This is a genomic window from Marinobacterium aestuariivivens (assembly GCF_042661465.1).
Classification (GTDB): domain Bacteria; phylum Pseudomonadota; class Gammaproteobacteria; order Pseudomonadales; family Balneatricaceae; genus Marinobacterium_A; species Marinobacterium_A aestuariivivens.
Map to the genome: position 1 here is coordinate 3716358 of NZ_JBHSWE010000001.1, position 21678 is coordinate 3738035.

The 21678-nt window shown below is 63.2% G+C and carries 19 protein-coding genes and 3 pseudogenes; 4 read left to right on the forward strand and 18 right to left on the reverse strand.

The annotated features are described in order from the left end of the window. Positions 1 to 295: 295 nt before the first annotated feature. A complete protein-coding gene (locus ACFQDL_RS19440) occupies positions 296 to 433 on the reverse strand; it encodes a hypothetical protein (protein ID WP_379910463.1) in 138 nt (45 codons plus the stop codon). A gap of 18 nt (positions 434 to 451) precedes the next feature. Here ACFQDL_RS19440 and ACFQDL_RS19445 point away from each other — a divergent pair, with 18 nt between their 5' ends. The 3 genes and pseudogenes from ACFQDL_RS19445 (at position 452) to ACFQDL_RS19455 (ending at position 3379) form a co-directional block, all read left to right on the forward strand. After that, positions 452 to 1024 (forward strand): metallophosphoesterase, encoded by a 573-nt coding sequence (locus tag ACFQDL_RS19445; RefSeq protein ID WP_379910464.1) that lies wholly within the window; start codon positions 452 to 454, stop codon positions 1022 to 1024. Positions 1025 to 1085: 61 nt separating this feature from the next. After that, positions 1086 to 1591: pseudogene (locus ACFQDL_RS19450) on the forward strand (DUF255 domain-containing protein); the annotation flags it as partial. Between the two features lie 1350 nt (positions 1592 to 2941). Continuing rightward, positions 2942 to 3379 (forward strand): protein-disulfide reductase DsbD domain-containing protein, encoded by a 438-nt coding sequence (locus ACFQDL_RS19455; RefSeq protein WP_379913195.1) that lies wholly within the window; start codon positions 2942 to 2944, stop codon positions 3377 to 3379. 195 nt (positions 3380 to 3574) lie between these two features. Here the strand turns inward: ACFQDL_RS19455 and ACFQDL_RS19460 are convergent. Together ACFQDL_RS19460 and ACFQDL_RS19465 are read right to left on the reverse strand one after the other, a co-directional pair. After that, positions 3575 to 3727, reverse strand: a pseudogene (locus ACFQDL_RS19460) (hypothetical protein); the annotation flags it as partial. Continuing rightward, positions 3694 to 4293: pseudogene (locus tag ACFQDL_RS19465) on the reverse strand (phytanoyl-CoA dioxygenase family protein); the annotation flags it as partial. The pseudogenes ACFQDL_RS19465 and ACFQDL_RS19460, both read right to left, overlap by 34 nt. A gap of 459 nt (positions 4294 to 4752) precedes the next feature. On the opposite strand from ACFQDL_RS19465, the gene ACFQDL_RS19470 reads away from it, so the two are divergent. Then, positions 4753 to 5313: an ISAs1 family transposase gene (locus ACFQDL_RS19470; protein ID WP_465263970.1), complete on the forward strand. Its 561-nt coding sequence runs from the start codon at positions 4753 to 4755 to the stop codon at positions 5311 to 5313. Between the two features lie 422 nt (positions 5314 to 5735). Here ACFQDL_RS19470 and ACFQDL_RS19475 read toward each other — a convergent pair whose 3' ends face one another. The 15 genes from ACFQDL_RS19475 to ACFQDL_RS19545 form a co-directional block, all read right to left on the reverse strand. Beyond that, on the reverse strand, positions 5736 to 8222 hold the full coding sequence (locus tag ACFQDL_RS19475; protein ID WP_379910465.1) for an efflux RND transporter permease subunit: 2487 nt from the start codon (positions 8220 to 8222) through the stop codon (positions 5736 to 5738). A gap of 15 nt (positions 8223 to 8237) precedes the next feature. Continuing rightward, entirely contained in the window at positions 8238 to 8837 is a 600-nt protein-coding gene (locus ACFQDL_RS19480) for an ABC transporter substrate-binding protein (protein ID WP_379910466.1), read from the reverse strand. Positions 8838 to 8988: 151 nt separating this feature from the next. After that, the gene (locus tag ACFQDL_RS19485) at positions 8989 to 10161 is read right to left on the reverse strand and encodes a DesA family fatty acid desaturase (RefSeq protein WP_379910467.1); all 1173 of its coding nucleotides are present in this window, start codon (positions 10159 to 10161) and stop codon (positions 8989 to 8991) included. Positions 10162 to 10365: 204 nt separating this feature from the next. Then, positions 10366 to 10692: a DUF4387 domain-containing protein gene (locus ACFQDL_RS19490; protein WP_379910468.1), complete on the reverse strand. Its 327-nt coding sequence runs from the start codon at positions 10690 to 10692 to the stop codon at positions 10366 to 10368. A gap of 15 nt (positions 10693 to 10707) precedes the next feature. Beyond that, positions 10708 to 12069: an acyclic terpene utilization AtuA family protein gene (locus tag ACFQDL_RS19495; RefSeq protein WP_379910469.1), complete on the reverse strand. Its 1362-nt coding sequence runs from the start codon at positions 12067 to 12069 to the stop codon at positions 10708 to 10710. A gap of 489 nt (positions 12070 to 12558) precedes the next feature. After that, on the reverse strand, positions 12559 to 13449 hold the full coding sequence (locus tag ACFQDL_RS19500) for an ISAs1 family transposase (RefSeq protein WP_465263971.1): 891 nt from the start codon (positions 13447 to 13449) through the stop codon (positions 12559 to 12561). A gap of 221 nt (positions 13450 to 13670) precedes the next feature. Next, the gene (locus ACFQDL_RS19505) at positions 13671 to 14684 is read right to left on the reverse strand and encodes a sigma-54 interaction domain-containing protein (RefSeq protein WP_379910470.1); all 1014 of its coding nucleotides are present in this window, start codon (positions 14682 to 14684) and stop codon (positions 13671 to 13673) included. Between the two features lie 30 nt (positions 14685 to 14714). Further along, complete coding sequence (locus tag ACFQDL_RS19510) at positions 14715 to 15212, reverse strand: carcinine hydrolase/isopenicillin-N N-acyltransferase family protein (RefSeq protein ID WP_379910471.1); 498 nt, start codon at positions 15210 to 15212, stop codon at positions 14715 to 14717. Beyond that, positions 15212 to 15676, reverse strand: coding sequence for a C45 family peptidase (locus ACFQDL_RS19515; protein ID WP_379910472.1), 465 nt, complete (start codon positions 15674 to 15676; stop codon positions 15212 to 15214). The genes ACFQDL_RS19510 and ACFQDL_RS19515 overlap by 1 nt, the downstream gene beginning before the upstream one ends. Before the next feature lie 109 nt (positions 15677 to 15785). Beyond that, the gene (locus ACFQDL_RS19520) at positions 15786 to 16838 is read right to left on the reverse strand and encodes an ABC transporter ATP-binding protein (protein ID WP_379910473.1); all 1053 of its coding nucleotides are present in this window, start codon (positions 16836 to 16838) and stop codon (positions 15786 to 15788) included. 26 nt (positions 16839 to 16864) lie between these two features. Continuing rightward, entirely contained in the window at positions 16865 to 17896 is a 1032-nt protein-coding gene (locus tag ACFQDL_RS19525; protein ID WP_379910474.1) for an ABC transporter ATP-binding protein, read from the reverse strand. Positions 17897 to 17909: 13 nt separating this feature from the next. After that, positions 17910 to 18803, reverse strand: coding sequence for an ABC transporter permease (locus tag ACFQDL_RS19530; protein ID WP_379910475.1), 894 nt, complete (start codon positions 18801 to 18803; stop codon positions 17910 to 17912). Beyond that, positions 18800 to 19807: an ABC transporter permease gene (locus ACFQDL_RS19535; protein ID WP_379910476.1), complete on the reverse strand. Its 1008-nt coding sequence runs from the start codon at positions 19805 to 19807 to the stop codon at positions 18800 to 18802. The genes ACFQDL_RS19530 and ACFQDL_RS19535 overlap by 4 nt, the downstream gene beginning before the upstream one ends. Positions 19808 to 19831: 24 nt before the next feature. Continuing rightward, on the reverse strand, positions 19832 to 20881 hold the full coding sequence (locus ACFQDL_RS19540) for an ABC transporter substrate-binding protein (RefSeq protein ID WP_379910477.1): 1050 nt from the start codon (positions 20879 to 20881) through the stop codon (positions 19832 to 19834). Beyond that, positions 20800 to 21360, reverse strand: coding sequence for an ABC transporter substrate-binding protein (locus ACFQDL_RS19545; RefSeq protein WP_379910478.1), 561 nt, complete (start codon positions 21358 to 21360; stop codon positions 20800 to 20802). Before ACFQDL_RS19545 ends, ACFQDL_RS19540 begins: the two co-directional genes overlap by 82 nt. Between the last annotated feature and the right edge of the window lie 318 nt (positions 21361 to 21678).

Consider the following 21678-nt stretch of genomic DNA (forward strand, 5'->3'; position numbering starts at 1 on the left):
GGAAACAGGAGCGTCCCTGCCGCCTTTTCACCAACATCCGCATGTCGGGTGTGCGGGGAAGTATAGATAGGCTTTTTCCTGAATATAAAATCGCAACGGCTGGATTTTAGCCGTGATTACGCTGAGTTATGGGCGGCAGGCGGCTTCGGACCCTGTTTTCTATGGCGATTAAACAGTTGTTTTAAATAAATTTTTGATGCGGTTGGTGGCTGTTTTATTCGGCTAAATAATATCGTTATAAAAATATCGTTTAATTACAGTCGATCACCATGACCGTCGCTTTATGGATACGGTTTTAGATGCGTTGCTCCGGATTTTCCGAATAGGGGCCGCGAACAGTTTCAGTCGCTTTGAGGTCAAATGTTAAATGAGGAAGCTGCAGCGATACTCGTATAACAGGACCGGCCATGATTATGCGGTTGGCGATCTGCACGGACACTACTCCCTGCTCATGACACGACTGGAGCAGCGGGCCTTCGATCCGGCACGGGACCGGCTGTTCGCGGTCGGCGACCTGGTGGATCGCGGCCCCGAGTCGCTGGCCTGCCTGGAGCTGCTGCAACAGCCCTGGTTTCACAGTATCTGCGGCAACCACGAGGCGATGATGGTGGACGCGCTGTTACATGGACGGCAGTTCGACCTGTGGATGCTCAATGGCGGCGAGTGGATCTACGAACTCAATATCGACCGCATCGCCCGCCTGTGCGACCGTCTCGTTGCCGGGCTGCCCTATGGCATCGAGGTCGAAACGGCCCAGGGCCGCGTCGGGCTGATCCATGCCGAAGTGCCGGGGGACGACTGGCGCCAGGTGGCGGCCGGTGACGCCCGGACGATGCTCTGGGCTCGGGAGCGTCTCGAGCAGTGGCGCACGGATCCTGTGCGGGGAATCGACCAGGTGGTTTGCGGCCACACCCCGGTGAAGACGCCGGTACGGCTCGGCAATATCCTCTATATCGATACCGGCGCCTACTTCACCGGCAACCTGACCCTTATTGAGCTCGGCGAGCTGTTTCAGGCGGGCTGAAAGCGCCTGATCCCAGACACGGGGGCCGCATTCAAATCATCCGGCAACAGAAGGTGGCAAGATGGCATCGGATCCGCAACTCGAACAGATCAGACAGTCGAAACAGCATCTCTACAGCCCCCGTACGCGGCACTGGCAGGGGACCGGCGTCCCGCGCTTCACCAACCGCCTGATTCGCGAAGACTCGCCCTACCTGCTGCAGCATGCCCACAATCCGGTGGACTGGTATGCCTGGGTGATGCCGCCTTCGAGAAGGCGAGACGCGACAACAAGCCGGTGTTTCTCTCGATCGGCTATGCCACCTGTCACTGGTGTCACGTGATGGAGGAGGAAAGCTTCGATGACCTCGAGGTGGCGCGGGCACTGAACGAGGGGTTCATCAGCATCAAGGTCGACCGGGAGCAGCGTCCGGACCTCGACGACCATTTCATGACCGGCGTGCAGCTGATCAGCGGCCAGGGCGGCTGGCCGATGTCGAGTTTCCTGACCCCCGACGCCAAGCCCTTCTTCGGCGCTACCTACCTGCCGAAAGCGGGCTTTCTCAACCTGCTCGGGCAGATCCGGCGATACTGGCGCGACCGCCCCGAGGCGCTGATCGAAAGCAGCGAGCGGGTGCATCAGGCCATACTGGCGCAGAACCCGGTGCCGGGTACAGCAACGGGGATCGACCCGCACCTCGTCGATCAGGTGCTGCAGGCGGTGCTGGCAGGCGAGGATCGCGCCCATGGCGGCACGGGTCAGGCACCCAAGTTTCCACACGAGCCCCAGCTGCTGCTGTTGCTCGATGAGGTGCAGCGGGCCGGCACCGGTGCGCTCGAACAGCCGGCCTGGGGCTTTGTCTGCCGGGCCCTCGACGGCATGCTGCGCGGCGGCATCTTCGACCAGGTCGGTGGCGGCTTCCACCGCTATGCCACCGATGCGGCCTGGCAGGTGCCCCATTTCGAGAAGATGCTCTACAACCAGGCACAGCTGGCGCTGGTCTATCTGCGGGCCTGGCTGCTCGGCGGCGACCCCGAATACCGGCGTGTAGCGCGCGAAACCCTCGATTATGTACTGGCGGAGATGCGCTCGCATGACGGCGGCTTCTACTCGGCCTCCGATGCCGACAGCGAGGGCGCCGAGGGGCGGTTCTTCACCTGGTCGCTGGAAGAGCTCGAGGATAGGCTGGGGCCCGGCGACCTTGCCTTTTTGCAGGCACTTTACGGCATCGATGCCGCCGGTAACTTCGAGGGGCGCAATATCCTGCATCTGGTGAAGCCGTTGCCGGACCAGGTGCCGGCGCTGGCCGCCTCGTACGAGGAGCTGCTCGAACGGCTGAACCGGCTCAAAGCGCAGCTGTACCGGACGCGTCAGCAGCGTCCGCTGCCGTTGCGCGACGACAAGGTGATCACCGAATGGAACGGCATGATGATTGTCGCCCTGGCGGAAGCGGGGCGGTTACTCAAGGTGCCACGCTATCTCGAGGCGGCGGCGGCCTGCGCCCGGGCGATCTGGCAGCAGGGGCCTGCGCCCGGTGAGCTGTACCGCAATGCCATTCATGGCCGCGCCTCGATCGCCGCGACCCTCGCCGATTACGGCTACTATCTGCAGGCGCTGATCGCCCTCTACGATGCCACTTCGGATCCCGGTTGGCTGGACCGGGCGCTGCAGGTGCAACGGCGGATGGACGAGCATTTCCGGGACGGCCAGGATGGCGGTTTCTTCAATACCGCCGCGAACGCCGGGCAGCCGGCGATCGGCCGCAGCAAGAGCGCGATGGACATGACGGCGGCTTCGGGCAACTCGGCGGCGCTGATGGCGCTGGTGCTGCTGCAGCAGCGCACCGCCGAGCCTTCCCTGGCAGCGTCGATCGAAGGCCTCGAAGCCTGCTTCGCCGACACCGTCGGACAACAGCCGCTGGCGTTTCCGGCGCTGCTGATGGCACTGGGCCGTTACCACCGGCCGCTGCCAACGACGCTGCAGTATGGTGCCGACGGGCGGGTGCGGATCGAGGCGTCTCACCAGCACCGGGGCATCGTGACGGTCCGGCTGCAGATCACCGACGGCTGGCACCTTTACAGCCATGCGCCGGAGTCGGCGGATCTGTATCCGACCGAACTGCTGAGCCGGGATCCGCAGCGTCCGCTCAGTCAGATCGAGTATCCGGTGCCGCTGAAGGTCGAGCCCGGCCCGGGCCAGGCGCCACTGGCGCAGTACCGGGGCGAGGTTCAGATAAGGGCACAGCTGCCGCCGGGCACCGAAGACGCCCTGCAGCTGCTGGAACTGAAGTTTCAGGCCTGCAGCGACAGTGCCTGCCTTGCGCCCGAAACGGTGATGCTGTTGCTGCCGCGCCGTGCGCCCGACGGACGCCGCTGACGAAGCGGCGGCTCAGAGGCTGTCGGCGGGCTGCAGCGGTGCCTGTTCCCGGCTGCTCAGGTATCCGGGTCTCGGCGCCTGTCCGCCGAAGGGTTCGACCGGACGATTTTCGCAGCTGTTGTAGACGAACATCAGCAGTCTGCGCGGCTGGTTCGAAATATTGTCCGGCGAGCCGTGCATGATATTGCATTCGTGGAAAACAACGGTCCCGGCCTTGCCATAAACCCCCGGATGCTGCGGTTTTGCAGCAGCCTGTCCATCGTTTCCGGTCGCGGTACGCCGGCCGTCTGTTTTTTCAGCGACTGCTCGTAGTTTTTCTCGGCGGTTTCGCCGGCACAGGAGACATATTCATGATGCGATCCGGGAATCACATACAGTGGTCCGTTGTGCTCGGTATTGTCATTGAGCATGATCCAGGCTGTGACCGCGCGCATTCTCGGCATGCCGTCTTCGGTGTGCCAGGTTTCGAAATCCGAATGCCAGGGAAAGGATTTTCCCCTATATGCCGGTTTTACATTGATGCGCGACTGGGCAATATAAACGTCGGAACCTAGCAGCTGTTTTGCAATATTTATAATCTGCGGATCGCGGGAAAAGCGGTCGATCAGCTCGCTGAAGGCGTAGGGTTTGAAAAGGGTTCTGAGCTCGTCGCTGTCAGGTTCCGTATAGAGTTCCTCACGGCCCTGCATCGAATCACGCAGACTTTCCATCTCCTCGAGCAGCGGTGCGACCATCTCCGGCATATAGTCGGGCAGGACGATAAAGCCGTTTTGTCCGTAAGATTCGAGCTGTTCTGCGCCGAGTGTATGCGGTACTTCCGGTTGCGGGCCGCTGTAAACAACAGGATCTTGTCTTGGAAGTATTCGTTCTTCTTCTCCACGGCGTGATGGATAAAGATCGGTTACTTCGTTCATTGATATCTCCCTGGGTTTTAAAGTTCGGATGGGTTTAATATGGGCATCCAGGTGCCCGCTTCAGATATCTCCTGTATATAGGATTGGGTTCTGCAAGCGATCGCGAATTATGGGTTGAAGGCATTTGTTATTTCAAATCGGGTGCCCCGAATGAACAGTTTTAGGTTGCTTTCAATGACCTGAATCAAACATGTGAACCAGCAAGGATAACCCGCAGTCCTCGAAGATTGCCGCGCATGCTAGGGTGGAATCAGGGCAATCGCACTATCACGAGGCGATGACAAGATCGTCAGGGTCGATGTGGTCGGGCCTGTCTGACACGCCGTGAACTCGTCCCTGAGGGCTCGGCTGCCGCCGTCCTGGCGGCAGACGGTCAGCCAGACCCGACCACATCAGCCTCGGCGAGCCCGGTACCGGTACGAAAACGGCTTACTTCCGGCATTTGCAGAAACCGTTGCCATGCTGCCGAACCCCAAGCCTTTCTTCGAATCCCTCCCCGATCCGCGCCGGACCACGCAAAACAAGCTGCATGGGCTGTCGGAGATCCTCGGTATCGCCCTTTGTGCAATACTCTCCGGCATGGATGACTGGGAAGCCGTGGCAGAATTCTTGTTCGACCTGGACGGCGTCACGGTGACGATCGACGCTATCGGCTGTCAGAAAACGGTGGCCCGGCAGATCACCGAGGGCGGTGGCGACTATGTGCTGGCCCTCAAGGGGAACCAGAGCACCTTGCATGACGACGTTCGCTTGTTCATGGACACCGAAGCCAAACACCATCCCCAGGGCCACGCCGACGCCGTGGAGAAAGACCACGGCCGGATCGAAACACGCCGCATCTGGGTCAGTGACGAGATCGACTGGCTGGCGCAGAATCTGGCCCTCATCCGGCGCTTCGCCCTGAACCTCCTGCGCCAGGCCAAGGGCTCCAAACCCGGGGTCAAGAATAAGCGGCTGCGTGCTGCCTATGACGACGCCTTCCGGGCCTCGGTGCTGCAGCTGACGCCGCGAGTGCACTGAGGGTTCTCGCCGCCGGCTTGCCTGGCCATTGTCGGGTAGCGAACCGGGTTCGGTGCGCCTGTCGGTTGGCACCGCGCTGTCGAGGGGTGGGGGTACCGCTTCAGGGCGACCGTCTGCCGCCATGGAGGGCGGCAGCCGAGCGGTCAGGGACGACGTAAAGCGTGTCGCCCGGAAACGGTACCGCCGGCCCGGACTGGCACTCACAGTCGTCAGGTAGTGCGATTGCCCTGAGGGTGGAATAAGGTCCGAAGGACCGCATTCCTCCGACGGGATCAGGCATCGGCGAAGTCAATTAAAACCGACGACGGAGCATTGGGAAAATACCGCTGGAACGCCACCGGAGTGCGACTCACCGGAGTGCGACTCACCGGAGTGCGACTCACCGGTGGAATTCGCAGGTTATTCCACCCTACATCCTCCCCTTATTTGCCCAGCGGCTTCAACAGCATCAGCAGTTTGGGCAGCAGCAGCAGGGCGCCGAGCAGGGCCGACAGCATGGCCAGGCCGGTCAGCAGGCCAAAGTAGATGGTCGGGGTGAAATTGGACAGCGTCAGAATCGCGAATCCGGCAATGATGATGACCGAGGTGTAGAACATCGCCTTGCCGATACTGCCGTGGCAGCGATAGAGGGTCGCACGGTAGTCGCGGTCCCTGGCGAACTCCCTGCGAAAGCGGTGTATGTAATGAATAGTGTCGTCGACGCCGATACCGACGGTGATGGCGGCAATGGTAATCGTCATCATGTCCAGCGGGATGCCGGCCCAGCCCATGATGCCGAGTACGGTGGCGGCCGCCAGCAGGTTCGGCGCTATGGCGATCAGGGCCAGATAGAGGGAGCGGAACAGCAGTGTGAACATCAGGGTGATGGCAACGAAGACCGCGCCGAGCGTTGCGATCTGGGAGCCGAACAGGCTCTGCAGCATGTTGTTGTAAAGCACCAGCATGCCGGTCATGCGAACCCGCTCCGGCGGGTAGCCCATCTCGTCGACGAGAAAACCCTGGATCTTCTCGAGCAGTGCCTCGCGCCTGAGGCTGCGGCTGGTTTCCATCACCCGCACATTGAGCCGGGTTTCGTTACCCTCGCTGGCGAGGTAGCTTTGAATCAGCAGCCTGCGGACATCCTCCGGCAGGTTCTTGCGCACCAGCGCCAGCTGGAAGTCGTCGATATCGTCACCGCTGAGATCTTTCAGCACCTCGTAGAGCGAGGCCAGCGACAGCACCTTGCCGGTTTCGTCCAGCGATTCGAGGAAACGATGTACCCGGGTCAGCTCCTCCAGGCCCGAACGGCTGTACCAGTAGCCGGTCTGGGGGCGCGCGGTCGTCGCAAAGGGGTCGTCCGCAGTACCCTCGCCGAAGGCGCCGGCAAAGGGGTCTTCGCTGTCGGTTTCATAAGCTGCCGTCGGCTCCGGGGCCGTCAGCAGGATATCGAGGGGGATGGTTCCGCCGAGTTCGCGATCGATCACGACCATGCCCTGGTAGATCTCGGTGGTTTCATGAAAGTAGTCGATGAAACGGTTCTCGACCTGCAGCCGGCTGATACCGACCGCACCGAGAATCAGCAGTGCCGCGCTGACGGCCAGTACCGCCGTGCCATGGTGGTCGGTGACGCGTGCAAAATAGTGGGTCAGCGGGCGGTGCCGGGGCCGGGACTCGGACCGGATCCGCGGCAGCAGCATCAGCCCGGCCGGCAGGATCGTAAAGGCGGCCAGCAGGGCGGCCAGGACGCCGATGGTCATCATCCAGCCGAAATCGATCACCGGTCGAATGCCGCTCACCACCAGCGAGGCGAAGGCCACCAGGGTCGTCAACGAGGTGTAGAGGCAGGGTTTGGCCATGAACACGAGAGTTCGGATCACCAGCTCGCGCTGGGACGCGTCCGGTGTTTCCTGCTGGTATTCTCGAAAGCGCACCACCAGATGGATGCTGACCGACAGCGTGATGATCAGCAGCAGCGCGACGAAATTGGACGAGATCACCGTCAGCTGCCACTCGAGCCAGGCGATGAATCCCAGCATCGCGCCGGCGGCCAGCAGACAGGTCGCCAGTGGCAGCACGATCCAGCGCAGGCGGCGGAAGATCACCGCCATCAGCACGATGATGAACAGCACCGTGGCGCCGCCGAAGATCAGCAGATCGTTTTCGATGAAGGCGATCATGTCGGCGGCGATCATCGGTACGCCACCGAGGAAAATGGTGGCATGGTTACGGTAACCATCCAGGATCAGGCGCACGGCTGACACCAGCTCGCGCTGGCGTTCGTTGGCCGCGACCGCATAGTCGCGGAACGCTTTTTCGGCTTGTTTCAGGGCCGCGCCTTCCTGCCCGGAAAGCCCCTCCCGTCGCTGTTTCCCGCGCAGACTGTCCCGGGCCTCGAGCAGTTCGAAATAACGCTCGTCCCGCTGCAGGTTGACCTGCAGCGCCGTGGTACCGCCGTCCTTGCCGGTCAGCAACTGGCGGTACAGCGGACTTTCGCGGAACTCCCGTGCGGCCAGTTCGCGGTCGACGTCCTGCTCATGCAGGTAACGGATATCACGGTCGAGATTGCTGAGACTGACCGGCGGACTGTAGAGCAACGGCACATCGAGGATGCTGGTCACCGACGCAACCCCGGGCAGGGCCGCCAGTTCGTCCCGCAGCCGGGCGAGGCGGCCGAGCACGGCGTCGGAATAGAGTCCGGCATCGGGCGCGTAGGTCACCAGCAGGAAGGATTCGGAGCCGTAGCGATTGTTGACCTCGCGGAACAGCTCCAGTGCCTGGTCGCCTTCCAGGACCAGCGACTCGGCCGAGGCGTCCAGCGTCAGGCGCGGAATCTGGCTGGCAAGCAGCAGCACCGCGACCAGGACCGGGATCAGGACCAGCAGCGGGTAGCGGAACAGCGCGGCGAAAAAGCGCTCGAGACGATCGTGCATGGAGTGACCTGGCCCTCAGGACGCAGGCGGCGGATTGATGGCGTCGATGACGGCGTCGATATCGTCCGCCTGCAGAACCCGCTGGATCGAACCGTTCAGCGTCCTGGTCACCACGACGCCGTCCACCGAGACATCGAAGATGCGCCAGCCGTCTTCCAGCCGGTGTAGTGCCAGATCGATGTTGTGGCCATTTTCCCGGGTATGCACACGGGTCCTCACGATACTGTAACGGCCCTTGTCGATGCTGTCGCCGACCTCGATCTGCTGGCCGTTGTAGGCCGCCAGCGCCAGCCGGTAGGTACGCTTGAGGGAAGCGAAAACGGCGTCATAGGCATCATCGGCCTTGCCCTGGGCGACGATTTCCTCCCAGCGCGGACGGAACACCTTCTTGCAGAGGGTTTCCCGGTCGACATAGGGCAGTATGTGCTGGTCGATCAGGTCATCGAGGTGTTGCTGATTCTCCAGCAGCCCCTGTTCCCGTGCTGCCATCAACGCGGTCTCGAGTTCCCGGGTCAGGGCGACGACAAAGTCTTTCGCCTCATCGGCGGCAGCGCCTGTATTCAGGCCGAACAGCAGCAACAGGAAGAGGCCGGTTCGCGTCAGTTTCTGGTACATGTGTCATATTTTCCGGCGGCGGATGCCTATTCATACTAGGCGATGCCGGCCAACTCTCAAGCGCCGGTCCGCGGCTGGCGGTTCGCGGTGCCCGCATGACTGCGAGCTTTTCACAACGGCTTGTCAGCGTCACGGCTCGAAAGAGTCGGAGTCAGGACCGTGCCAGTGCCGGGTCGCGCTGCTGAGCCCTGAGCACCAGTTCGGCGAACTCCGCCAGGCTGTCGATGCCGGACTGGCGGGCGTCCTGGCACCAGTCCTGCAGTGCGAGGCGCAGTTTGTCGGTCGAGCGGCCCGGCAGTTGCCAGAGCGCGCGCAGCCGCAGCTGATAGTCGTAGGCGATGGCGAGGCGGCGGCTCAGGGACAGCGAGCGGTCGAGGCAATGGCGCTGCTGTTCGGTGAGCTTGCGTTTCTCGCGCAGCATCAGCCAGCGCGCGCGCTTGAGCAGGCGCCGTTGGGCCCGTGTGGCGCCCCGGCATTCCCGTTTCAGCAGCGGCAGCAACACGCGCTTGCCGTAGACACTCAGGACATGCAGCCGGCTCGACCAGGTTCTCGGGCTCAGGTCGGCGGCCAGCTTGGGCAGCAGCCCGGTCTGGCGGATCCGTGCCAGGCGCAGCCAGGACAGCAGGCGGATATAGGCCCAGCCGATATCCAGTTCGAACCAGCGAAACGACAGCCGTGGCGAAGCCGGCGCCGCATGGTGGTTGTTGTGCAGCTCTTCGCCGCCGATCAGCACGGCGAAGGGGAGCAGGTTGGTCGAGGCGTCGGCGGTTTCGAAATTGCGGTAACCGCCCCAGTGCCCCAGACCATTGATCACGCCGGCGGCGAAGAAGGGGATCCAGGCCATCTGGAGCGCCCAGATGCTGAGACCGGGGACACCGAAGCAGAGCAGGTCGATCAGCAGCATCAGGCCCAGGCCGAGAGATCGGTGGCGGCTGTAGAGGTGACGCTCCAGCCAGTCGTCCGGTGTGCCCTGGCCATAGCGTTCGAGCATCGCGTCATCGCCTTTTGCTGCCTGCCGGTAGAGTTCGGCGCCGCGCCAGAGCACGCGGGAGATGCCGAGCAGCTGCGGACTGTGGGGGTCGCCGTCGGCGTCGCAGTGGGCATGGTGCTTGCGATGGATCGCCACCCATTCGCGGGTCACCATGCCGGTGGTCAGCCAGAGCCAGAAGCGGAACAGATGGCTGATCGCCGGATGCAGCGTCAGGGAGCGATGGGCCTGGGCCCGGTGCAGAAAGATGGTGACTGAAACGATGGTGCCATGGGTCAGCGCCAGCAGGGCGATCACATAGCCCCACCAGGGCAGAGGGAAAAGTCCGTCCAGCATAGGGGTCTCCTCGTCGGTCCTGCCGCCGTCCGGTCGGGCGCTCGGGATCAGGAGCCGAAAGCATTAACATTGGACGGTGAAAAGGAGGGAGAAGTTCGACCGGCAGTGCGGATTTGCGTGCATTTTTCGGCATGCCTGGAGCCTGCCGCAGTGAGAGGGCGAAAGACCCCGGGAGAGTCCTGCTCTCCCGGGCCGGCACGCTTATCAGTCGATGCAGGGGATTTCGATGTCCAGCAGTGGTGCGTACTGCTGGGCGCCGAAGATATCGGCATCGCCCGGGCTGCCGCTGGGGCGCTCGCGGTAGATCGTGAACTTGATGGCATAGGCGGGATCGTATTCGACGAAGTCGGAGATGCGCTCTTCGGGAATGCGATAGAGTTTTGCCATGGTCTCACGCGTAATGGCGCCGCTCTGTTTCACCAGCTCGTATTCCGCTCTTTCCCGGAAAATGATGTCGAAGGTGATCTTGTCGGTGCCCGCGTTCTTGCTGCGGATGGTCTTGGCGATATCGGACAGCTTTCTGGTTTTCATCGGTGCGCCCCTGGCTTAAATGCCGGCTTCGTCGGTGTGGGTCGGGAAGAGTTCAAGGCCGTCCTTTGCGGACATGGTATGGTTCAGCGTCCATTCGTAGGCGGGGCTGGCCTGCAGCACCTCGTCCAGCACGAAGGAGACGCCGCCGGCGGTGCCCTTGACGTCCGGCAGGCGGGCGTAGAACAGCTGGCGGGTACCGGTGATGGTCAGTTCCTCGGCCATCTCCTTGGTCGGCGCGACGCCCTGGCAGACGATGCACAGCTCGTGGGACTGGCTCTCGGTCACCGGTTCCAGATCGCCCATCACGCCGTTGCGGCCGAAGACGTTGTAGTACAGTTCATAGCCTTCGTCGCCGAAACGCTCGCGCACCTGGGTTTTGGCCCATTCGATGACCTGGTCGACGTGCTTGATGGTATAGGGGTCCCGCATGCCGGCGATGCCGACGTAGCGCTCGCCGAGTTTGCCGGCACCTTCCAGCTTGACCCTGAACTCCCCGGCCGGCTCGAACACCGGGCCGGTGATGCGGGTGGTTTTTTCGGCGACCTGCTCGTACTGGCAGTGGGTCATGTCGAGCTTGCCGCCGGCGACGAATTCGAAGAAGGGGTTCGAACGTTCGTACATCGCATGGCCCGCCACCGAGGCGACGGTGCAGCGCTGTTCCGGATGCATCGCGGTGACCTTGACGTCCTCCTGGGAGATCTCGCCGAGGATGGTCTCCTTGCCGCCGTAGGGTTCGGCGCAGAAGGAGGCGCACTCCATCACCTTGCCGAGGTAGTAGGACAGCGCCTCCGGATAGCCCTTGTAGAGCGCCGCGGCGGCGAAGAGGGCGCTGTCGCTGGAGCGCCCGCCGATGATTACGTCGCAACCTTCGTCCAGCAGTTTCAGATACGGATGGACGCCCGCCATGGCGACGATGCGCTCGGTGCGGTCCAGCACCTCTTCGGTCAGGTCGGCACGGGCATCGAGCCCGGTGATGGCATCGCCGGAGCGGATCTTGCTGCGCACCAGCTCCTTGTCGACTTCGGAGTAGAAGTAGCCGATCTTGAAACGCTTCAGGCCGTGCTTCTCGGCCAGCTCCTTGATGATATTGACATAGAGGTCGACGCGGCTATTTGAACCGGTGTCGCCGGCGCTGCCGATGATCATCGGCACGTCCAGGCTGCGCGAAGCCAGCAACATCTGCTCGAGGTCGTGGCGCTGCCACTGCTCCGGGCTGGTCGACGTATCGGTGCCCAGCGGAACCGGGCCGACATCGTCACTGCCGGAATCGGCGGCGATAAAATCGGGCTTGGCCTCTACGCCGTACTGAAAGCTCTGGACTTTCAGTGGGGCGAATCCCAGATGGCCGTTAGGGCAGATTATTTTCATTGTTGACATTCTGGCTTCCTCGCAGATAACGCTTAGGGTTTTCGGGTCAGTAAATGATCGCCGGCCTTAGGTCATTAGCAGGTTGTGTGCCAATCGCGCATGGAATAAAAAGCTCTTTTTTTCAATAAATTATCATTTGGCCGAACAGCCACGAGCGGGATTTGATACTGCGGTGCGTGGGGCGCACACGGCGTTGCGTGGGATCGACGCAACGGCTGGAAGGAGCAATGGACGGGCGTGGCGCCCGGCCCGTGCGGGGCCGGAAGGCGGGGGCAATCGCACTACCTGACGACTGTGAGTGCCAGTCCGGGCCGGCGGTACCGTTTCCGGGCGACACGCTTTACGTCGTCCCTGACCGCTCGGCTGCCGCCCTCCATGGCGGCAGACGGTCGCCCTGAAGCGGTACCCCCACCCCTCGACAGCGCGGTGCCAACCGACAGGCGCACCGAACCCGGTTCGCTACCCGACAATGGCCAGGCAAGCCGGCGGCGAGAACCCTCAGTGCACTCGCGGCGTCAGCTGCAGCGCCGAGGCCCGGAAGGCGTCGTCATAGGCAGCACGCAGCCGCTTATTCTTGACCCCGGGTTTGGAGCCCTTGGCCTGGCGCAGGAGGTTCAGGGCGAAGCGCCGGATGAGGGCCAGATTCTGCGCCAGCCAGTCGATCTCGTCACTGACCCAGATGCGGCGTGTTTCGATCCGGCCGTGGTCTTTCTCCACGGCGTCGGCGTGGCCCTGGGGATGGTGTTTGGCTTCGGTGTCCATGAACAAGCGAACGTCGTCATGCAAGGTGCTCTGGTCCCCCTTGAGGGCCAGCACATAGTCGCCACCGCCCTCGGTGATCTGCCGGGCCACCGTTTTCTGACAGCCGATAGCGTCGATCGTCACCGTGACGCCGTCCAGGTCGAACAAGGACAGGATCTCGGGCAGGGCCGTGATCTCGTTCGCCTTCGCGTCCACCCGGCGTTGAGCCGCCAACAGGCGAGCCTCACAGGACCAGGCATGAAGCAGGTGCAGTGCACGAGCCGCTGAACCACGATGGGAGCGGCGGACGGCTTTGCCGTCCAGTGCCAGTTGATCCAGCCTGTCGCCGCCGATTCGGGCATGGGCGGCCCAATCGAAAAACGCCGCCTCGAACGCCTCCGGGTCGATCAGGGAAAAGACGCGCCCGAAGGTGTCGTGGGAGGGGATGCCGTTGGGCAGCGGCAAGAATTGTCGCAACCAGTCCTCCTTGGTACGGCCAAATTCTGCCACGGCTTCCCCGTCATCCATGCCGGAGAGTATTGCACAAAGGGCGATACCGAGGATGTCCGACAGCCCATGCAGCTTGTTTTGCGTGGTCCGGCGCGGATCGGGGAGGGATTCGAAGAAAGGCTTGGGGTTCGGCAGCATGGCAACGGTTGCTGCAAATGCCGGAACTAAGCCGTTTTCGTACCGGCACCGGGCTCGCCGAGGCTGATGTGGTCGGGTCTGGCTGACCGTCTGCCGCCAGGACGGCGGCAGCCGAGCCCTCAGGGACGAGTTCACGGCGTGTCAGACAGGCCCGACCACATCGACCCTGACGATCTTGTCATCGCCTCGTGATAGTGCGATTGCCCTGGGGGGCAGAGCACTCAGGCGCTGTCTTCGGCATCCGATGTCGATTGCAGGCCGAGCTTGAGCATATGGTGGCGCAGCGAATGGCGCGACAGTCCCAGGGCCGCCGCGGTGTCGGTGATATTGTGGCGGTTGCGCGCCAGCGCCGATTCGATCATGGTGCGGTGCAGTTGCTCGGTCGCATCGTGAAAGCTCAGGCCGTCGTAGTCGAAGCCCTGGACCTGGCCGGTGGCAACCGCCTTGCGCGCCTGGGGTCTGTCGACTTCACGCAGGATGCGGTCGGGGATATGACGGACGAGGATCTTATTGTCCTCCTCGAGAATGAAGATGCGCTCGAGCAGGTTTTCCAGCTCGCGCACATTGCCCGGCCAGTGGTAGGCGCGGAAGATGTCCGCCACCGCCGGCTCCCAGCCGCTGATGCTGCGATCGTAGCGGGTGTTGAACTTGCGCAGGAAGTATTCCGTCAGCACCAGGCAATCGTCGCCGCGCTCGCGCAGCGGCGGGATGTTGAGCGACACCACCTGGAGGCGAAAGTAGAGGTCGTCGCGAAAGCGGCCGTCGAGCACTTCGCGATAGAGAATCCGGTTGGTCGCGGCGATAAAGCGCACGTCGACATGGATCGGGGTCACCGAGCCGACCCGACGGTATTCCTGGGTATCGAGAAAGGACAGCAGCTTGGCCTGGCGCACCAGGTCGAGATCGCGGATCTCGTCCATGAAGAGGGTGCCGCCGTCGGCGGTTTCGACCAGGCCGTTCTTGCGAGTCACCGCGCCGGTGAAGGCGCCTTTCTCGTGGCCGAAGAGTTCCGACTCCAGCAGGTCCGACGGGATGGCCGCGCAGTTGATGTCGACGAACTCCTGGGCGCTGCGGCTGGATTGCTGGTGCAGCATGCGCGCGACCACGCCCTTGCCGGTGCCGGTTTCGCCATAGATCAGCACGCTGCTGGCGGGACTGCGGGCGATCTTGCTGATCAGTGCCCGCGTCTGTTCGATGGAGGGGTGCTCCCCTATCAGTTCGCCCCGGTAGGCCATACCTTTGTTACCACTGTTGCCGAGAGGCCTTTAGGCTAACTGGAATCGGTACCAGCGGTCCAGGCAGGGATTTCCATCGGAGAAACACAGCGCCCTGTCCCGGCACAGATACAGCGACGTCGAGATGGTGCGCGGGCCATCGCCCACGGGGTGACTGCACAGTCCGGTGCGGCCGTCGCTGTCGTGAGAGGCGAAGAGCGCGGCGACCGGCGCGAGGCCGTCGCTGTCCGGCAGGCCCGGGGCGATTTCGCGGATATGGGCGAGGCGCCCGCGCGAGCTGGCGCCGATCGAATCCAGCGGCCCCTCGGGATGGCTGTCGCACAGCGGCGCGCTGAGGTAGTGGTTGGTGCGTGCGATCCAGTCGCACTCGGCGCGCTCGACCGTCGTGCCGCGATGGCCGAGCTCGACCGCGGCCCGGGCACCGGACGGGTCGGCCAGCACCAGGTTGCCGCCACCGGCATGGGGCACCGAGGCGATCATCTCGAGCGCCCGTTCGACGCTGTCCGCCTCGCTCAGCAGCCAGGTCATCAACAGGTATCGCAGGGCGCCGACGCCATGGTCCCGGGTCGGCACCGGGTATCGACGATCGCCAGCCCCCGGCCGTTGATGCCGCTGGAAAAGGCCCCGGGGCTGCCGAAACTGCCGACGCAGATCATGGCGCCCGTGGCGATGTCGGCACCCTGGTGCCGGAATACGGCCTGCAGCTGCGCATGCTCGCCGCGATAATCGCGGTTCTTGCCCAGCAATGGGCCGCAGCCGCGATGTGCGAGCGCCAGGGCCGAGCAGCCGTCGTGGATCTGCACGCCCCGGCCGCGGTCCTCGAGCACCGCGGCATGCAGGTAGGTGAAGAGGTCGTCGCCGGCCAGGCCGAAGCCCTCGGCGATGCCGTCGAGTTCGGCGACCTGCTCCGGGAACAGGCGTTGCGACAGCGCCTGCTGTTGTGCCAGGTAGTCGAGTGCATCGGCATCCAGATTCAGGCCGTCAAGCCGCATCTTGATCGCGGACTTGACCGCATCGGTCAGGTCCGGCCGCAGTCGCGCCTGGCCAGGCCGCGCTCGCGGGCGTGGCCCTCGAGCAGGACCGGCGTACCGGTTTCGGTCTTCATTCCGGGGCCTCCTGTTGCCTGGCGATGATGTTCGGGTCCAGCAGGTGGCAGGCGGCCCGGTGAGACTCGCCGGCCTGGTGATGCTGCGGTGCTTCTGTGCGGCATCGTTCGTACGCATAGGGGCAGCGTGTGTGGAACTTGCAGCCGCTCGGCAGATTGAGTGGCGTCGGCAGGTCGCCCTGCAGTCGAATGCGTTCGTGTCCCTGTTTTGCATGTCCCACGCGCGGCACCGCCGAGAGCAGAGCCTGGGTATAGGGATGGCTCGGGTTTTTCAACACCTCACGGGTGGGACCCGATTCGACGATCTCGCCCAGATACATCACCGCGATGCTGTCGCTGATGTAGCCGATCACCGAGATATCGTGGGAGATGAACAGGTAGGTCAGCCCCAGTTCGCGCTTGAGGTCGCCCAGCAGCTTGATCACCTGCGCCTGGATCGATACATCGAGCGCCGAGACCGGCTCGTCGCAGACGACGAACTGCGGATGCAGGATCAGCGCCCGGGCGATGCCGATGCGCTGGCGCTGTCCGCCGGAAAACTGGTGCGGGTAGCGCGACAGGTGGCTGGTTTTCAGGCCGACATTGGTCACGATCTCGGCGACCCGTTCGCGCAGCTCGGCCTTTTTCGTGACCCCCTGCAGTTTCAGCGGCAGACCGACCAGCTCCTCGACCGTCTTGCGCGGATTGAGCGAAGCATAGGGGTCCTGGAAGATGATCTGCATGTGCTGGCGCATCGCCTTCATCTCCGCCGGCGACAGGCTGGTGACGTCGGTGCCGTCGAACAGGATCCGGCCGGAGGTCGGCTCGTGCAGCCGCAGCAGTGTGCGGCCCAGGGTGCTCTTGCCGCAGCCGCTTTCGCCGATCAGGCCCACCGTTTCTCCACGGCGAATTTCCAGGCTGGCGCCGTTTACCGCCGCGACCAGGTTGCCCGGATTGCCGGTCAGCTTGCCCCAGAGGCCGCGGCGGCTGTCATAGTGCTTGACGATATTCTCGGCCTTCAGCAGCACCTCGGCGGGTGCGGCATCGGTCTGCGATTCGGACCTGGTCATCGTTTGGCTTGCCAGTTTTATGCTGTTCATTGCTCGATCCCCTCAAACAGTATGCATCGTACCTCCCGTTCCTCGGAAGTTCGCCGCATGGCGATATTCTGCTCGCAATCGGCTGTGCGGTACGGGCAGCGGGACAGGAAGCGGCACTGCGGCGGCAGGTCGATCAGCTCGGGCACCTGGCCCGGGATCGGCTCGATCGGGCGGCTGAGGTCCTCGAGGTCCGGGATCGAGCCCAGCAATCCCCGTGTATAGGGGTGTTTGGGGTTGCCGACGACGTCGAGCGTCGGGCCGCTTTCAACAATCTGGCCGGCATACATCACCACGACACGGTCGCAGTATTCGGCGACGACACCCAGGTCATGGGTGATGAGCACGACGCTCATGCCCAGCTCCCGGCGAATATCGGCGATCAGTTCCAGCACCTGGGCCTGGATGGTCACATCCAGCGCGGTGGTGGGTTCGTCGGCGATCAGCAGCTTCGGACGGCAGGCCAGGGCAATGGCGATCATGATGCGCTGACGCATGCCGCCGGAGAACTGGTGCGGGTATTCGTCGAGCCGGTTCTCGGCCGACGGAATGCCGACCAGCTGCATCATCTCCACGGCCTTGCGTTTCGCTTCCCGGACACGCTGTCTTTTGCTGCCGGAAAGGCTGTCGTCGTGGGCCAGGATCACCTCGAGGATCTGGTCGCCGACGGTGTAGGCGGGATTCAGTGCCGTCAGCGCATCCTGCATGGTCATGGCGATGTCCTTGCCGCGCAGCCGGCGGTAATCGCGATCGCCCATGCCGACCAGCTCACGGCCGGCGAAGCGGATCGAACCGCGGGCAATGTAGCCCGGCTTCTTGATCAGGCCCATCACCGAGGCGAAGGTCACGCTCTTGCCGGAGCCCGACTCGCCGACGACGCCGAGGCATTCGCCGGGGCGGACCTCGAGGGTGACGCCGTCGACCGCCGTGACCAGACCGTCGCGGGTCGCGAAGCAGGTCTGCAGATCCTCGATGCTGAGGATCGATTTGGACTGGACCTGCGGCTTGATATTGGTGTTGTTGGCATTCAAGGGGCAGCCCTCCTCAATCGTGGAATTTCGGGTCGAAGGCATCGCGCAGCCCCTGGCTGGCGACGTTCAGCGCCAGTACCAGCAGCAGGATGGCGAGACCCGGGAAGGTGCTGACCCACCAGGCTTCGAGCATGAAGACCCGGCCATCGGCGACCATCGCGCCCCAGGAGGCGGTCGGCGGCTGTACGCCAAGGCCGAGGAACGACAGGCTGGCCTCGAGGATGATTACATTCGCCATGCGCACGGTCGACACCACGATCACCGGCGACAGGATGTTCGGCAGAATCTCCCGCAGCATGATGTAGCGCCCGGACGCACCGGCGGCCCTGGCGGCCTCGACATATTCGACCTCGCGCGCGGCCAGGGTTTCACCGCGCACCACGCGGCAGGGGATGACCCACTCCTTGTAGACCAGCGCCAGCACGATGTTCTGCAGGCCCGGGCCGAGCATCGCCATCAGCGCGATGGCGAAAATCAGGTACGGAAAGCCGAGCAGGATGTCGACGATGCGTGAGATGACGATATCGACCTTGCCGCCGAGGTAGCCGGAGGCGAGGCCGGCGAGGATGCCGACCGCGGTCGCCAGCAGGATGACCACGAGGCCGATGAAGATCGACACGCGCGAACCGTAGATGATGCGCGAGAGGATGTCGCGGCCCAGGGCATCGCAGCCCAGCGGGTAGGCGATATCGCCGCCCTCCATCCAGAATGGCGGTTGCAGGCGCAGGAAGAGGTCGGTCTCGTTGGGGTCGTGCGGTGCGATCCAGGGCGCGAAGATCGCCAGTACACAGAACGCCAGCACCACCAGGGCCGAAATCAGGCTGAGCCGGCTGGTCGCGAACTGGCGCAGATTGCGCACCAGTGGCGATTCGGTCTGGAATTGCACGGACTGAACGGCGGCGGTCATAGCTTAACCCTCGGGTTCAGGCGGGTATAGAGAATATCCGCGAGGAAGTTCAGGAACACGTAGGTCGAGGCGTAGAAGAGCACCGCGGCCTGTACCAGCGGGTAGTTGCGCACGAAGATGCTCTCGACCACCAGCCGTCCGAGGCCCGGCCAGCCGAACACCGTCTCCACGATCATGTTGCCGCCCAGCAGCGAGCCGGTTTCGATCGCGGCGACCGTGACCGTCGGCATCAGGGCGTTCTTCAGCGCATGCTTGAAGATCACCCGGCGGCGGCTCAGCCCCTTGGCTTCGGCGAAGGTGACGTAGTCCTGCTTCAGCACCTCCAGCATCGAGGTGCGGGTGACGCGTGTCAGGATCGCCGCCATCGGCAGCCCCAGGGTGATGGCCGGCAGGATGATATGGGCCAGGGCGTCCTTGAAATTGCTCCACTGTCCCGCCAGCAGGGTGTCGATCAGCAGCATATGGGTCACGGTCGGCACTTCGGCGCCGTAGCCGATGCGACCGGAGACCGGCAGCCACTGCAGATTGACGGCGAACAGCAGCAGCAACAGGATGCCGAACCAGAAACCCGGCATCGAGACGCCGAACAGCGAACCGACGGTGGCGAGGCGGTCGACAAGGGTGTTCTTCTTGATCGCCGCCAGCACCCCGAGCGGTATCGCCGTGACCAGGGCCAGAAGCAGCGCCACCAGGCTCAGCTCGATCGTCGCCGGCAGACGCTCGGCGATGACGTCGATGACCGGACGGCGATGGTAGAAGCTCAGACCGAAATTGCCGGTGGCGGCGTTGGTCACGAACTTGACGAACCGCTCATGCACCGGCAGGTCCAGCCCCATGTCGTGACGCAGCGCCTCTTCCTGGGCTTCGGTGACGTGCTGATCGCCAAGCATGATTTCCACCGGGTCGCCCGGTGTCAGCGTCATCATGAAGAACACGATGACGCTGACGCCGAGCAGCACGGGAATCAGCTGGGCAATTCGTTCCAACAGTTTACCGTAAGACATCTAGAACGCTCCCAGGCTGTGGGTTTAGTCGACGCAGGCATCATGCAGGTTGATGCGGCTGTCGGCGCTCGGCTGCCAGCCGGACAGGCGCTTCGAGACGCCATAGATATCCTGCGGCACCCAGAGGAAGATCAGCGGCGCGTCCCGGTTCACGATCGCCTGGGCCTGGTGGTAGAGCTCGGTGCGCTTGTCGGCATCCATCAGGGTTCCGGCCTGGCTCAGCAGGCTGTCGAGTTCCGGGTTCGAATAACCGGCGGAATTGCCCCGGGCACCGGTGGCGAGTACGGGGTCGAAGATGTCGACCGGATCGAGGGAGCCGTTACCCCAGGAGGTGAACCACATGTCACCCTCTCTGGCCTGGTCCGCGCTGAGCCATTCCTGCTTCAGCATCGTCCCTTCGCCGACTACCAGCCGGGTGCGGATGCCGGCCTTGGTCAGGACGGAGCCGACCGCCTCGGCGATATCCTTGAAGCCGCCCTCTACATCCAGGGTGACATCGAGGCCGTCGGGGTAGCCCGCTTCGGCCAGCAGTTGCCTGGCCTTTTCCAGATCGTAGTCGTAGGTCGGCAGGTCAGGGTCATGGCTGAAGGCATCGGGGCTGAGAATGCCGCTGATCGGCGTCGCCTTGCCGTTGAGGATGCGGTCGATGATCAGCTTCTTGTTCAGGGCATAGTTGGCGGCCTGGCGCACGCGAACGTCATCGAACGGCGGCTTCTGGTTGTTGAGCGAGATGAAGAAGCTGCGGGTTCCGTTGACGGTCACCACCTCGGCATTGGGGCTCTGGGTCACCTGGGAGATCGCGTGGGGCGGCAGTTCGTTGATGATGTCGACGTCGCCGGACAGCAGTGCCGCGACCCGGGAGGCGCTCTCCGGAATCACCTTGAACACGGCCCGGTCGACGCAGGCCGGGCCGACCGGCGGAATTTCGCTCGAGCCGCCATAATAGTCATCGAACTTTTCCATGATGATGGCGTCGCCCTTGCGCCACTCCTTCAGCCTGAACGGACCGGTGCCGTTGACCTGGCCGGCCATCCCCTGGCTGCCCACCTCTTCGACGAATTTTTTGCTGACCACTTCCTGGAACGGCAGCATTGCCAGCAGGATCGGCCAGGGGATTCGAGGTGGAAGCGGACCGTTTTCGGGTCGACGACCTCGATGCTCTTGAGCGGCCCCAGCAGGCCGGCGCGCGGGCTGCTCTGGCCATCCATGGCACCTTCCTGGATCAGGCGGTCGAAGGTGAACTTGATATCCTCGGCGGTCAGCGCATCGCCGCTGTGGAACTTGACGCTGTCGCGGAGCTTGAACTCGTAGGTCGTCGGGTCGATCGCGGTCCAGGACTCGGCGATCTCGGGGACCACCTTCATCTGGGCATCGCGGGTGACCAGGCCGTCGTACAGGTTGCGCAGGATGGTTTCGGTTTCACGATTGCGGTGGTTGGCCGGGTCCATCGTCAGGGCATCGAGCGTAAAGCCGACACGGATTTCGGAAGCCTGGCTGCCGCCTCCGAGCAAAAGGGCCAGGGCGGCTGTACTGCATGCGACAACTTTTTTCATGATCACATTTTCCTCGATAGTTATTGTTGTAAGGCACCTTGTTAGATAGCAACTACCAGGCCAGTTTTTTATTTATAAAAATATAAGTAATTTCAACATCTTAGTACTTGTACAGGATTCTGCACGCGGTAACCCCGACGTGGGTTGCGCACTTTGCACTCTCGATGCGTGTATTGCGCGCGCCGGCCACGCACTCGTCGCCTGCTTGAAGCTTACTCATCTGACCGAGGACAGAGAGTATTCTCCGTTGACTGCATACCAACCGGTATGTTTAAATTCCGTCTACATACCGGTCGGTTTGTTTATCGGGAGGGCAAA

Coding starts and splice junctions, on each gene's coding strand:
- ACFQDL_RS19475 (WP_379910465.1), bottom strand. CDS start 8,222: ATGCACGATCGTCTCGAGCGCTTTTTCGCCGCGCTGTTCCGCTACCCG.
- ACFQDL_RS19495 (WP_379910469.1), bottom strand. CDS start 12,069: ATGTCAACAATGAAAATAATCTGCCCTAACGGCCATCTGGGATTCGCC.
- ACFQDL_RS19515 (WP_379910472.1), bottom strand. CDS start 15,676: ATGCGGCTTGACGGCCTGAATCTGGATGCCGATGCACTCGACTACCTG.
- ACFQDL_RS19485 (WP_379910467.1), bottom strand. CDS start 10,161: ATGCTGGACGGACTTTTCCCTCTGCCCTGGTGGGGCTATGTGATCGCC.
- ACFQDL_RS19505 (WP_379910470.1), bottom strand. CDS start 14,684: ATGGCCTACCGGGGCGAACTGATAGGGGAGCACCCCTCCATCGAACAG.
- ACFQDL_RS19445 (WP_379910464.1), top strand. CDS start 452: ATGACACGACTGGAGCAGCGGGCCTTCGATCCGGCACGGGACCGGCTG.
- ACFQDL_RS19490 (WP_379910468.1), bottom strand. CDS start 10,692: ATGAAAACCAGAAAGCTGTCCGATATCGCCAAGACCATCCGCAGCAAG.
- ACFQDL_RS19500 (WP_465263971.1), bottom strand. CDS start 13,449: ATGCTGCCGAACCCCAAGCCTTTCTTCGAATCCCTCCCCGATCCGCGC.
- ACFQDL_RS19455 (WP_379913195.1), top strand. CDS start 2,942: ATGGCACTGGGCCGTTACCACCGGCCGCTGCCAACGACGCTGCAGTAT.
- ACFQDL_RS19530 (WP_379910475.1), bottom strand. CDS start 18,803: ATGACCGCCGCCGTTCAGTCCGTGCAATTCCAGACCGAATCGCCACTG.
- ACFQDL_RS19470 (WP_465263970.1), top strand. CDS start 4,753: ATGCTGCCGAACCCCAAGCCTTTCTTCGAATCCCTCCCCGATCCGCGC.
- ACFQDL_RS19520 (WP_379910473.1), bottom strand. CDS start 16,838: ATGACCAGGTCCGAATCGCAGACCGATGCCGCACCCGCCGAGGTGCTG.
- ACFQDL_RS19510 (WP_379910471.1), bottom strand. CDS start 15,212: ATGACCTGGCTGCTGAGCGAGGCGGACAGCGTCGAACGGGCGCTCGAG.
- ACFQDL_RS19545 (WP_379910478.1), bottom strand. CDS start 21,360: ATGAAAAAAGTTGTCGCATGCAGTACAGCCGCCCTGGCCCTTTTGCTC.
- ACFQDL_RS19480 (WP_379910466.1), bottom strand. CDS start 8,837: ATGTACCAGAAACTGACGCGAACCGGCCTCTTCCTGTTGCTGCTGTTC.
- ACFQDL_RS19535 (WP_379910476.1), bottom strand. CDS start 19,807: ATGTCTTACGGTAAACTGTTGGAACGAATTGCCCAGCTGATTCCCGTG.